Origin of the sequence: Sphingomonas sp. S2-65 (genome assembly GCF_021513175.1) — a bacterium.
Classification (GTDB): Bacteria; Pseudomonadota; Alphaproteobacteria; order Sphingomonadales; family Sphingomonadaceae; genus Sphingomonas.
In genome coordinates this window covers 2,564,976-2,576,846 of record NZ_CP090953.1, presented here as the reverse complement: position 1 = coordinate 2,576,846, position 11,871 = coordinate 2,564,976, and the positions used below count along the sequence as shown (strand labels likewise).

10 protein-coding genes and 1 tRNA gene are annotated in these 11,871 nt (G+C 65.2%); 3 read left to right on the top strand and 8 right to left on the bottom strand.

Annotated features, from left to right (window positions below; genetic code table 11):
• Positions 1–161 precede the first annotated feature (161 nt).
• The 5 genes from LZ586_RS12100 to LZ586_RS12080 all read right to left on the bottom strand — a co-directional run bounded on the left by LZ586_RS12100 (position 162) and on the right by LZ586_RS12080 (position 6,271).
• Positions 162–827 (bottom strand): hypothetical protein, encoded by a 666-nt coding sequence (locus LZ586_RS12100; RefSeq protein WP_235076543.1) that lies wholly within the window; start codon positions 825–827, stop codon positions 162–164.
• Between the two features lie 26 nt (positions 828–853).
• Positions 854–2,248, bottom strand: coding sequence for an HlyD family type I secretion periplasmic adaptor subunit (locus tag LZ586_RS12095; protein WP_235076542.1), 1,395 nt, complete (start codon positions 2,246–2,248; stop codon positions 854–856).
• Positions 2,245–4,395, bottom strand: coding sequence for a type I secretion system permease/ATPase (locus LZ586_RS12090; protein WP_235076541.1), 2,151 nt, complete (start codon positions 4,393–4,395; stop codon positions 2,245–2,247). The genes LZ586_RS12095 and LZ586_RS12090 overlap by 4 nt, the downstream gene beginning before the upstream one ends.
• Before the next feature lie 208 nt (positions 4,396–4,603).
• Positions 4,604–5,884, bottom strand: coding sequence for an MFS transporter (locus LZ586_RS12085; protein WP_235079798.1), 1,281 nt, complete (start codon positions 5,882–5,884; stop codon positions 4,604–4,606).
• A gap of 313 nt (positions 5,885–6,197) precedes the next feature.
• A tRNA-Gln gene (locus LZ586_RS12080) sits at positions 6,198–6,271 on the bottom strand.
• 152 nt (positions 6,272–6,423) lie between these two features.
• Here LZ586_RS12080 and LZ586_RS12075 point away from each other — a divergent pair.
• Together LZ586_RS12075 and LZ586_RS12070 are read left to right on the top strand one after the other, a co-directional pair.
• On the top strand, positions 6,424–7,479 hold the full coding sequence (locus LZ586_RS12075; protein WP_413777284.1) for a Ppx/GppA phosphatase family protein: 1,056 nt from the start codon (positions 6,424–6,426) through the stop codon (positions 7,477–7,479).
• Positions 7,476–8,165, top strand: a complete 690-nt coding sequence (locus tag LZ586_RS12070; RefSeq protein ID WP_235076540.1) for an RlmE family RNA methyltransferase — start codon at positions 7,476–7,478, stop codon at positions 8,163–8,165. Before LZ586_RS12075 ends, LZ586_RS12070 begins: the two co-directional genes overlap by 4 nt.
• A gap of 161 nt (positions 8,166–8,326) precedes the next feature.
• Here LZ586_RS12070 and rpoZ read toward each other — a convergent pair whose 3' ends face one another.
• On the bottom strand, positions 8,327–8,671 hold the full coding sequence (rpoZ, locus tag LZ586_RS12065; RefSeq protein ID WP_235076539.1) for a DNA-directed RNA polymerase subunit omega: 345 nt from the start codon (positions 8,669–8,671) through the stop codon (positions 8,327–8,329).
• A 212-nt stretch (positions 8,672–8,883) separates the two neighbouring features.
• Here rpoZ and LZ586_RS12060 point away from each other — a divergent pair, with 212 nt between their 5' ends.
• Positions 8,884–10,041 carry a phospholipase D-like domain-containing protein gene (locus LZ586_RS12060; protein WP_235076538.1) on the top strand — a complete coding sequence of 386 codons (1,158 nt, stop codon included), beginning with the start codon at positions 8,884–8,886 and terminating at the stop codon, positions 10,039–10,041.
• 98 nt (positions 10,042–10,139) lie between these two features.
• Here LZ586_RS12060 and LZ586_RS12055 read toward each other — a convergent pair whose 3' ends face one another.
• Together LZ586_RS12055 and LZ586_RS12050 are read right to left on the bottom strand one after the other, a co-directional pair.
• Positions 10,140–10,418: a hypothetical protein gene (locus LZ586_RS12055; RefSeq protein ID WP_235076537.1), complete on the bottom strand. Its 279-nt coding sequence runs from the start codon at positions 10,416–10,418 to the stop codon at positions 10,140–10,142.
• A 67-nt stretch (positions 10,419–10,485) separates the two neighbouring features.
• Positions 10,486–11,871 carry a UdgX family uracil-DNA binding protein gene (locus LZ586_RS12050; protein ID WP_235076536.1) on the bottom strand — a complete coding sequence of 462 codons (1,386 nt, stop codon included), beginning with the start codon at positions 11,869–11,871 and terminating at the stop codon, positions 10,486–10,488.

Sequence of the window (11,871 nt, the reverse complement as noted above, 5' to 3'; positions counted from 1 at the left end):
CGCATAAAAGCCACTCCCTTCTGTATCTGCCAATAGGTCCTGACTGTCGCCTATTATGGTGGCGGTCCCGAGGCTACCAACGTCCGACATTACGATCCCAGCGTCAGGATCGCTCCCATTATAGGAGTCGAGAGCGAGGAGCGACATCAGGACGTCTCTGTTCATTTGATTGATCCTTGAATGAAGGAAGCCTCGTTTATCCACGCTGAGAACGGTCGGTTCGATAAAGGAGTTTTAAGGTCTGGCTTTGTTAAAGCCCCGCGTTGCTCCTTCAACCACGGTATTACATTGTATATATTTTGAGTTATGTCGGCATCGACTATCTTAAGTGCAATTTTGTCTATGGAGTATCCCTGTGTGCCGTCTTCAGGATCACCACTATTCACCTGCTGCACGGTCGAAGGTTCTTGCAGATCTCTAAACATCGCGAAATGAGGGTAGATCTTGGCGTCCAAGACAACCTCCGCGCCTATCATTCTTACGAGTTCATCCAAAACCTTAGCATTGACCATGTCTACTGTGCCAAGTTGTTTAGATAATGCATAATGTGGCATGATGCTTGGCCAAGCAGTCCCCCATATTTCGCTACTAAGCAGCGTGAATAATGGCTTCTCTCCGGGAAGATCGACAACTATCGCCTCTCCGTTTATGTTTGCGCCAATTCCAGTGTAGCCCTTCGACCGCACGATTTCGATTACGCCTGATCCTGATCGGGTGTCTGCTCCTCTCACGAGTGAGACCGTGAGACGGTAGCGGTAGCGCCACTGCAGACCCACCAACTCACATCCAGTCGCCAGCAACCCGCCTGCTCCCAGTGCTGCCATCATGGCGGCGCGACGTGACAACCCAGAGTTCACCGCTCCCTCCCTGCTTCCTGCCTGGCAGCGTCGATCGGACTCATCAGATATGAAAGGATGCTTCGCTTGCCGGTGCGCACGTCAGCGGTGGCGGCCATGCCGGGAGCCAGCGAATGGACGTTGCCGGCGCGACCAAGCACCTGCCTGTCGAGCACGATGCGTGCAGAGTAGACGAGGCCCATTTTCTGATCCTCGACAGCGTCCGAGCTGATGCTTTCGATACGGCCGCTCACCGTTCCGTAGCGCGTGAACGGGAAGGCCTCGAGCTTGAGCGTCACGTCCTGCCCTGCGCGCACGAAGCCGACGTCCTTGTTGAGGAGCTTCACCTCGGCGATCAGCTGGACGCCGTTCGGCACCACCACCATGATCGGCTTGGCCGGCTCGACAACGCCTCCCAGCGTGTGCACGCCCAGCTGCGTGATGGTCCCGTCGACCGGGCTGGTCAGCACCTGGAGATTGGACCGCTTGCGCGCCTTGACCAGCTCCTCCTGGCGCAGCCGAGCCTCCGCATCAGCCTTCGCCAGCTCGCCCAACACCTGCGCGCGGGACTCGGCGGAGGACTGCGCGCCCCGGCCTGAACTTCCGGCTATCTGCGCGCGGGCTCTACGCACAGCTTCCAGCGCAGCATCTCGGTCACGCACCGTGGCAAGGCGCTGACGGCGCATCTCTATGACGCGGAGCCGAGAAACATAGCCTTTGGAAAGCAGCTGCTCGTTGGCCGCAATCTGCTCGTCGAGCAGCGGGAGCGTCTCGGTCAGCTTCCTGGCCTGCGCCTCCGCCTCTCCAAGAGCTGCGACCGTTCCCTGACGGTCGGCGAGCTGCGTGGAGCTTCTGGCCAGGAGGTCAGCGAGCTGTGCACGCGCGAGCGCGATCTGAGTCGCAGCGGTCTCCGCCGCCGTGCCCGGGGGGGCCTGGAAGTGGAGCGCACCTCCGTCGAGCGCCGACAGCACCGCGCGCGCGCGCGCCGCGTCGAGGCGGGCAGTCTCCAGCGCGCTTTCTGCCTGAACCGCGTCGGCCGTCGAGACGGTAGGATCGAGCTCCACCAGCGGCTGACCCTTTCGCACCCGCTGCCCATCGCGCACGAGGATGGCTCGGACCGTGCCCGCCTCCGACGGCTGCACGAGCTTCACGTTGTCGGCAGGGATCAACCTGCCCGACGCCGACGCAATGACATCCACTCGACCAAAGGTCAGCCAAGTCAGCGTCAGGACGAGGCCGACCAGGAGGACCCACGTCGTGGCACGCGCAGTGGGCGACACGGGACGTTCGACGATTTCGAGCGCTGCCGGAAGGAAGGTGACTTCCTCGACGGGGCCAAGCCCACGCCCGCGTGCCTTCTCCTGCGCGACCGCCGCCCGGTACACGTCCCAATGGCGCGCGACCGCGTTCATGCCGCGCTGCCCACGGCAGTCCCCATCTGCCGCTGATGCAGGCTGGCGTAGCGACCGTTCTGCCGCAGCAGATCGTCGTGCGTGCCGAACTCGACGATTCTACCTCGCTCCAGCGTGAGTATGCGGTCACACTGTCGAATGGCGGAGAGCCGATGCGCGATGATGATCACGGTTCGACCCCGCGCCATCGCCTTGAGGTTCCGCTGGATGATCTCCTCGCTTTCGGCGTCGAGCGCGGATGTTGCTTCATCGAAGATCAGAAGGCGAGGCTGCGTGATCAATGCACGCGCGATCGCGATCCGCTGGCGCTGCCCGCCTGAAAGGTTCGCGCCGCGCTCCTCGATTTGCGTGTCATAGCCCTGCGGCAGCTCCAGGATGAACTCGTGCGCGCCGGCGAGCTGGGCAGCTGCCATCACCTGCTCTAGCGGCATCGCCGGATTGGCGAGGGCGATGTTCTCGCGCACCGAGCGATTGAACAGCAGGTTCTCCTGCAGAACCACCCCGACCTGCCGCCGCAGCCAAGCCGGATCGATCTGCGAGACGTCGACGCCGTCCAGGAGAACCCGTCCTGCCGCGGGCGTGTAGAGGCGCTGAAGCAGCTTCGTCAGCGTCGACTTGCCGGACCCCGAGGATCCCGCAATGCCAAGCGTCCCGCCTGGCGGTACTTCGAAGGTGATGTCCTCCAGTGTCCACGGCCCATCGAGAGCGTAGCGGAAGCGGACATTCTCGAACCGCACCTGCCCCTTCATCGCTGGAAGCGCAGTGCGCGAGCCGGCGCCCGGTTCGACCGGCGTGTTGAGGACGTCACCCAGACGCGTGATCGAGATGCGGACCTGCTGAAAGTCCTGCCACAGCTGTGCCATCCGGATCACCGGGCCGGATACCCGTTGCGCGAACATGTTGAACGCGATCAGCCCACCGACGGTCAGCGCGCCTGCGATCACCTGCTCCGCGCCGAAGTAGAGGATGGCCGCCAGGCTTAGCTTGGATACGAGCTGCACGGCCTGGCTGCCGGTGTTTCCCAGGTTGATGACCCGCTGGTTCGCGGCACTATAGCCTGCCAGCTGGCGCTCCCAGCGGTCCTGCCACTGCGGCTCGACTGCCGCAGCCTTGACGGTTTGCATGCCTGACACGCTCTCGACGAGCAGGGCGTTGTTCGCCGCGCCTCGCTCGAACTTCTCGTCGAGACGCCGGCGTAGCGGACCGGTCACGACGAGGGAGATGACGACATAGGCCGGGATGGTCGCGGCAACGACCCAGAACAACGTAGGCGAATAGATCCACATCGCCACAAGGAAGACCACCGTGAACGCAGGATCGACCAGCACCGTCAGCGAAGCATTGGTCAGGAACTCGCGGATCTGCTCAAGCTGCCTCACCCGCATCACCGTGTCGCCCACCCGCCGGTGCTCGAAATAGGAGAGCGGCAGGCCCAGCAGGTGCCGGAAGAGCTTGGCGCCTAGCTCGACGTCGATCTTCTGGCTCGTCTCCGAAAAGAGCCGCGTGCGAAGCCAGCCGAACACCACTTCCCACACGGAAACGGCGACGAAACCGACGGCCAGGACCTGCAGGGTGGCCAACGTGTTGTGCACGAGCACCTTGTCGACGACGTTCTGGAAGAAGAGCGGAGCGGCCAGGCCGAGAAGGTTGAGCGCCAGCGTGATCAGCAGCACCTCGCCGATCAGGCGCCGGTAGCGGACGATCTGCGGGATGAACCAGGTAACGTCGAAGCGTCCCGCGGTGCCACCGACGCTCTCGCGCGTAGTGACGAGGATCAGTTCGCCCGACCAAAGCTGCTCCAGCGCTGCCCTGTCGACGCGCTCCACGGCGCCGGCCGATCGTTGCAGGAGGACCTGACCGCCTTCGACTCGGCCGATGATGAACCACCCTTCCGGCCCGTTGGCGAGGGCGGGAAGCGGCAGGCGCGCCAATCGGTCGAAGCCGGCAGTGACAAACTTCGCGCGAACACCATCCATGCCTAGCGCGAGCCGCACCAAGTCCGAGGGCTTCACAGCCTCGGAGTGCCCCAGCGAGTGCCGCAATTGGGCCGGATCGACGGCTATTCGATGGATCGCCAGCAGAGTTGCCAAAACGCGCAAGCCAGCGTCTGGATCACCACTACCATCCCGCCGCGCATCATCACGCACCCGACACCCCCCAACTGAACGCGTCAGTGAGCGAGTATTACTGATTCTTGCGACAGTTCAATGGCGATTCAAGCGCCATCATGGCTTTTTAGATTAAGGCGCGCGAAACTATTATGCCTCTTTTCCAGACCATTCGGATCTGACGCATCATTCAAAGTTCGGCGCGACTCTACGACGCCAAGTCCGAACCTCGACCTGCCTTCCCGTTTCAGCTTGGCTGTTCGTGTGGCGGACGGGTTTCCCGCATCTTGAGAAGAACGGGCAACACACCCAAGGCCACGGCGGCGATCATCACCCCCGGCATGATCGGCCGCCCGCTTGCCTGCGCCAGCAGGTGGGCGAGATAGGGAGCTAACCCGCCGAACAATGCTGTCGCAGCCGTCACGCCCAGAGCCAGGCCAGTCAGCCTGCCCTCGCCCGGAAACTGCTCTGCAGTAGCGACAGCCCCAACGGCGCTGACGCTGCCGCCCACCGCCGCCAGCACCAACGCTCCGCAGAGCGCCCAGCCATACGAACCGCCCGCCATCAGCGAGAACATCGCCACAGGGAGCACGGCGGCACAGCCGCACACGCCGATCAGCACGGGCTTTCGACCGACACGGTCGGACAGCGCTCCCGTGAAAGGCGTCACGAGGATAACCACAAGAGCCGCAGCGGTGGTCAGCCACAGAGCCTCGGCTTCGGACATCTTTGCGGCGCTGGCGAGGAAGGCCGGCACATAGGTGATCCCGACATAATAGGTGATCGAGCCTAGTGCCGAGATGGCGAACCCACGTGCAATGCCCGCCCGGTGGTTCGTCAGGGTGTGACGCAGCGGATTGTCAGGCACGGTGCCACCTGCTGCTTGCCGTTCGAAATCGGGCGACTCCTCCATCACCGATCGAGCGAGCCAGACCGACGCCGCCAGACCCGCGCCGACCAGGAATGGGATACGCCATCCCCAGATATCGAGATCGCCAACACCGATCGCGCCGACCGTGAGAGCAGCGATGCCGGCGGCGAGCAGCCCGCCCACTTCGCTAGCAGCCGCCGCCCAGGACACGACGAGCCCGCGCCGGTTCGTGCTGGCACCTTCCAGAAGATACGCGACCACCCCAGTGTATTCGCCCCCCACCGAGAAGGACATCACGCAGCGAAGCAGCAGCAGGAGCCCCCCCGCAGCGGGGCCGATCTGCGCATAGGTCGGCAACATCGCCGTTGCCAGCATAGCCGCCGTCATCAGCGCCATCGACAGCAGCATCATGCGCCGGCGGCCATATCGGTCGCCCACATGGCCGAACACGGCCGCGCCAAGCGGCCGCATGATATAGGCGATCGCAAATCCACCAAGCGTCATGCCGAGGGACGCGGCGCCGCCTCCGAAGAAGACCCGCGACAGCACCGTGGCCAAGTACAAATAGAGAGTGAAATCATACCATTCCACGACCGTCGAGAAGGCCGCCACTACCATCGAACGACGCGAAATCCCCGAGCGATCGTTCACGCCCATCTGGATCATTGGCGGAGCCATAGCGCCGAAAGCTTCCGTCGAGAGGGTCCTGCTGTCGGACATCAAAGCGACTCCCGCGAGATAGATTTCCGGGGCGGTAAAGCAGATCGAGGATACCCCTGCACCACCGCGCTTCAGAACGTTGCACCGGCCGGCGTCAAGCCGTTGCTCGCAGCCAGAGGCTGATCGAAGCGCTCACCCCGCGTCTGGAACGTCCGAATACCCGGAGCTCGAGGTTGAGGCAGCCGGCGTGGCCGCATGCGGGATCCAGCGCTGAAAAGCTAAATCGATCAGTGCTTTGGGAGGGAAGTACTGGATGCCCCGTGAGGATTCGAACCTCAATTGACGGAGTCAGAGTCCGTAGTCTTACCTTTAGACGACGGGGCATCAAGAGGGGCGCGCATAAGCCGCTGTTTTCGCGCTGTCAACGCCATCCTGCGACCTTGCTTGCCCTGACCCGGTAGCTGCGCTAGCCTTGCGGCCAAGCACCGGCGGTTCCGTTTGGGAGCCGTGACGGAAGAACATAAGTGAGTGAAATCATGGGGGATGGCTCAGCCAGACTGCCCCGCGGCCGGAGAAACGTCTCGCCCCGGCCCGCGCCCAAGCCGACCGAAGAGCGGCAGACCCGCGCGCGGATGCCGGAACTGCGGCATTATGCCGCGCTCGATCTCGGCACCAACAATTGCCGCCTGCTGATTGCGCGCCCTGCGGGGTCGGCGTTCGTCGTGATCGACGCCTTTTCGCGGATCGTCCGGCTGGGAGAAGGACTGGCCGGCAGCGGCAAGCTTTCCGACGCGGCGATCGAGCGGACGCTGGCCGCGCTGCGGATCTGTGCCGAAAAGCTCAAGCGCCGCAACGTCGCGCTGGCCCGCTCGGTGGCGACCGAAGCATGCCGCCAGGCCTCGAACGGCGCCGCCTTCATCGAGCGGGTCTATCAGGAAACCGGCATCGCGCTCGACATCATCACGGCGGAAGAAGAGGCGCGGCTGGCCGTGCTGGGCTGCCATGCCCTGCTCGAGCCCGGCGACGGCCCGGCATTGGTGTTCGACATCGGGGGCGGTTCGACCGAACTGGTGCTGGTCGACTCGCGGGCTCCGGTGCCGCGCATTCTCGACTGGCACAGCGCTCCCTGGGGCGTGGTGTCGCTCACCGAATCGGCTCGCGCGCCCGATACGCCCGAGGGCCGCGCCCAGGCCTATGCCGCGATGCGCGCCCGCGTGGCGGAAAGCTTCGCGCCGTTCGTCGCCCGGCTGCGCCAGCCGCGCGGCACGCGCCGCCTGCTCGGCACCAGCGGCACCGTCACCACCCTGGCCAGCGTCCATCTCGGCCTCGCCAGCTATGACCGGTCGGTGGTCGACGGGCTGATCGTCCCGTCGGCAGCGATGCGCGACGTCAGCGCCCGCATCGCCGGCATGAGCATGGCGGAGCGCAGCCAGGTGCCGTGCATCGGCGGCGAACGCGCCGACCTGGTGGTGGCCGGCTGCGCTATCCTCGAGACGATCCTCGATCTATGGCCGGCCGAGCGGCTAGGCATCGCCGACCGCGGCATTCGCGAGGGCATTTTGCGTCGATTGATGAACGGGGACGGATTGTGAGCCGAGGCGGAGCACGGGGTCATACGCGGGTAAAGACGGCGCGCAGCCGCACCGCGCAGTCGACGCGCTGGCTCGAGCGCCAGTTGAACGACCCATATGTAAAGCGCGCCAAGGCCGAGGGCTATCGCAGCCGCGCGGCGTACAAGCTGACCGAGCTGGACGAGAAGTTCGGCTTCCTGCGCGGATCGAAGCGGATCATCGACTTGGGGCTGGCCCCGGGCGGCTGGACCCAGGTCGTGCGCAAGCGGTTGCCCCAGGCAAGCGTGGTCGGCATCGACCTGCTACCCGTCGACCCGATCGACGGCGCCACCATCCTTGAAATGGACTTCATGGACGATGCCGCGCCCGCGCGCCTGATCGAGGAACTGGGCGGCGCGCCCGACCTGATCCTGTCCGACATGGCCGCGAACACCGTCGGCCATCCCCAGACCGACGCGCTGCGCACGATGGGGCTGGTCGAGGCCGCGCTCGACTTCGCGCTGCGGACGCTCGAACCCGGCGGCACCTTCGTGTCCAAGGTCTTCGCCGGCGGCGCCGATTCGAGCCTGGTGGCCGAGATGAAGCGAAACTTCACCACCGTGAAGCACGCCAAGCCGCCCGCCAGCCGCAAGGGCTCGGTGGAATGGTTCGTCGTCGCGCAAGGCTTCAAGGGCGTCCGCCCGCCGGAGATAGAGCTGGAAGCCTAATCCTCCCCCGGAGGGGAAGGGGAGCCAAGCGCAGCTTGGTGGAGGGGTAGTCGCCACGAGCAACATATCGTGAGGAGATTCCGATCCCGCACCAAGACCGCGCCCCAAAGAAAAGGGCCCCGGATCGCTCCGGAGCCCCTAATCTTTAACGTCCGAAAGCCTCAGCCTTCGTAGTCGGCACCCAGATTCTGGTTGCGCGGCGGCGCGGCGGCGGTGAGGCGCAGCGCTTCGGCCTGGGCCGACAGCGAACCCACTTCGTCCGGCGCTTCCTCGTCGTCGATCTGCACGCGCTGCAGGCTCGACACCACGGCCTCTTCCAGATGATCCGGACGGACGGTCTCTTCGGCGATCTCGCGCAGCGCGACGACCGGGTTCTTGTCGCGGTCGCGATCGATGGTCAGGTCGGCGCCGCCAGAGATCTGCCGGGCACGCTGCGCCGCGAACAACACCAGGTCGAACCGGTTGGAAATCTTGTCGACGCAATCCTCGACGGTTACGCGCGCCATTGAACGCTTCCTTGCCTATGGTGTCCGGAAAGGCGAGGCTCCTATCGGAAGACCGCCGAAATGTCAAGGAAACGCGCTTTGCCGGCGTGGTTGAACCGCATCGCCGCTTGGGGGTAGGATGGTTTCAGTCGCGTATCGGCAACAGGACCATAGCTATGTCTTCCCAGCCGGGCGCGCGCCTAGCCTCTGACGATACCGGCCCGGAGGCGGCCATGCCGCGGCCGCGGCAGCCCGGCTTCACCGTCGAAGGCAACCGGCTGACGCTGCTGCCCGACGGTCCCGAGCGGCTTGCGCTCCTCCTCGGGCTGATCCGCTCGGCCACCCGCACGCTGCGGGTTCTCTATTATATCTATGTCGATGACGATGCCGGCGCCGCCGTGCGCGAGGCGCTGATCGGCGCGGCGCGGCGCGGTGTGAAGGTCCAGCTGATCGTCGACGGCATGGGCAGCGAGCCCGCCGCCAGCCACGACTTCTTCGACCCATTGCGCGCGGCGGGCGTGAGCGTGTGCCGCTTCGTGCCCCGCCTGGGCCGCCGCTATTTGATGCGCAACCATCAGAAGCTCGCGCTGGCGGACGAGGCGCGGGTGATCATCGGCGGCTTCAACATCGAGGACGATTATTTCGAAACGGCGGCGCAGGCCGGCTGGCGCGATCTGGGCCTGCTGGTCGAGGGGCCCGCCGGCGCCCGACTGGCCGGCTATTTCGACGCGCTGGCGGAATGGACGCAGCGGCCACGCGCCTCGATGCGGTCGCTTGCCCGCACGCTGCGGCGCTGGAGCGAACCCCTCGGCGCCACCCGCTGGCTGCTCGGCGGCCCGATGCAGCGGCTCTCGCCCTGGGCGCGCGTGGTCAAGCGCGACATGGAGCGATCGCGCAGCATCGATCTGATCGCCGCCTATTTCGCGCCCAACCCGGCGATGTTGCGTCGGCTCGACAAGGTCGGAAAGCGGGGCCGCGTCCGGCTGGTGCTGCCCTCGAAGCTGGATCACGGCGCCGCGATCTGGGCGGCGCGCTTCACCTATGCCGGCTTGCTCCGCAAGAAGGTCGAGATCTACGAATATCAGCCGACCAAGCTGCATACCAAATTGTTCGTGATCGACGACGTGGTCCATATCGGATCGGCCAATTTCGACATCCGGTCGATGTTCCTGAACCTGGAACTGATGCTGCGGATCTCAGATCCGGCGTTCGCGGCCTATGTCCGCGGCTATGTCGACGGCGAAGTCGCGCAGTCGGAACGCATCACGTCCGAGTTGCACAAATCCCGCACCCGCCCCTGGACGCGGGTGAAGCAGTTCGGCGCGTATTTCGTCATGGCCGTGCTCGACTATAACGTGACGCGCCGGCTGAATTTCGGCCCGAGAAAGTAGGAAGCCTCCAGGAACCGGCGGATCAGGCACGAAAAACCCCGCGAACCGTCTCGGCTCGCGGGGTGTTCAAGCCAGCCGCCGAACTCTCGGCGACCTGCTTACATCTGGTTCGCGGCCTGCTGCTCGACGCGGGCGTCGTCATTGTCGTCGGCCTTGTCGGCCAGGTCGTGACCATTGTCGCGAACGGCATCGGCCTGATCTTCCAGCGCGTCCTCGACCTGCCCGTTCTGGGCATTGTCGGCCTGCGCATCGAGCACGTCGGCGCGGTTGTCCGCTGCCGCTTCGATGTTCTCCGCTGCCTTGTCGTCGGCGTTTCCGCCACATGCGCCCAGTGCCAGCAGGCCCGCGGCAGCCGCCGCCTTGATCACAAACTTCATGGTCACCCCTTCAGGTCGTTGCACCAGCGACATCAAGCGCGGAAACCTAACCTAAGTTCCACACGCCTTACCGCAACAGCGCCGCCGCGCCTTTGAGGTCCTCGACGAACGCCGCAAACTCGTCTTCCACCCGCGCCTTGTCCGGCATCCGCAGCAGGAAGCTGGGATGGATGGTGATCCACCCCTGCCCGCCATCGGGCAGCGCGATCGCCCGGCCGCGCTCGCGACCGATTGTCACTGTCTTCCCCAGCATCTGCCGCGCCGCGGTCGCGCCCAGCGCCACGGTGATCTCCGGCCGCACGAGCAGCCGCTCCTGCTCGTACCACCAGCGGCACGCGCTGATCTCCCCGGCATCGGGCTTGGCATGGATCCGCCGCTTGCCCCGCGGCTCGAACTTGAAATGCTTCACCGCATTGGTGACATAGACGGTGCTGCGGTCGATCCCGGCCTGCGTGACGGCGCGGTCGAACACCTGCCCCGCAGGGCCCACGAACGGCTTACCCGCCAGATCCTCCTGGTCGCCCGGCTGCTCGCCGACAAACATCATCCGCGCGTCGACCGGCCCTTCGCCGAACACCGTCTGGGTAGCGTGCTGGTACAAGTGGCAGCGAGTGCAGCCCATCGCCTCGTCGCGCAGCGCCGCCCACGCGGTCTGGCTGTTGCTGCCCTCGGTGTTCCGCGCCACCGTCTCCACCATCGCCGTCTCCCGAGCCCGTGCGCCTGCGATCAGTTCCTTCACCAGCGCCGTCTCGGGCATGTTCTTCCAGTATTTGCGCGGCATTTCCTTCAGCATTGCGCCGGTCTTCAGCCGGGCGGGATTGAAGATCGACGCGTAATAGGTCTTCCACACGTCCTCGATCGGATCGCCCTCGGGCGCGTCCGCCTTGGTCGCCGGCGGCCCTTCTCGCAGCGTTTCGCCGTCCCAGTGCAACGACAGTTCGGGGGTGAGGATCGACCAGCGCATATTGGTGAAGCGGTCGACGAAGAACCGCGCATTCGCCCGCACGATGTGATGCTCGGGTTCGAACCAGGCGACGAACCGCGCGCCGCCATCCTCCTCGGTCTCGCGAAAGCGGACAAAGGCGCGCATCTTGTGGATGTCGCGGCGCACCGCCTTCGCCATCTCTTCCAGCCGCCGCACCAGCGGATCGGCGCGATCCTCGATCCACCGCGGCTGGTCGATCAGTCCGGTCAGCAGCGTGTAGAGCAAGGCGAAGCGCTGGGGGTCGGCGTGGAGGATGGCGGTCTGCGCCAGATCGACGAATGCGCGGGAGACCTTGAACGGGGCCGGCGAGGCGGGCGCCAGCACCGCCTCGTCCCCGAACAGGTCGGCGGGTGCGTCGCCGACCTGCCAGATCACTTCCGAAGCGGGTATTCGCGCCTGCACCAGCGCCCGCGCCGCGTCGCGCCAGCCGTCGAAATCATCCTCGGCAACCAGGCTTACGACGCGCAA

Bases quoted from the DNA above. Each gene is read 5' to 3' on its own strand.
- LZ586_RS12060 (WP_235076538.1), top strand. From the start codon at position 8,884: ATGCCGCGGCCGCGGCAGCCCGGCTTCACCGTCGAAGGCAACCGGCTG.
- LZ586_RS12085 (WP_235079798.1), bottom strand. From the start codon at position 5,884: ATGGGCGTGAACGATCGCTCGGGGATTTCGCGTCGTTCGATGGTAGTG.
- LZ586_RS12095 (WP_235076542.1), bottom strand. From the start codon at position 2,248: ATGAACGCGGTCGCGCGCCATTGGGACGTGTACCGGGCGGCGGTCGCG.
- LZ586_RS12055 (WP_235076537.1), bottom strand. From the start codon at position 10,418: ATGAAGTTTGTGATCAAGGCGGCGGCTGCCGCGGGCCTGCTGGCACTG.
- LZ586_RS12100 (WP_235076543.1), bottom strand. From the start codon at position 827: ATGATGGCAGCACTGGGAGCAGGCGGGTTGCTGGCGACTGGATGTGAG.
- LZ586_RS12075 (WP_413777284.1), top strand. From the start codon at position 6,424: ATGGGGGATGGCTCAGCCAGACTGCCCCGCGGCCGGAGAAACGTCTCG.
- rpoZ (WP_235076539.1), bottom strand. From the start codon at position 8,671: ATGGCGCGCGTAACCGTCGAGGATTGCGTCGACAAGATTTCCAACCGG.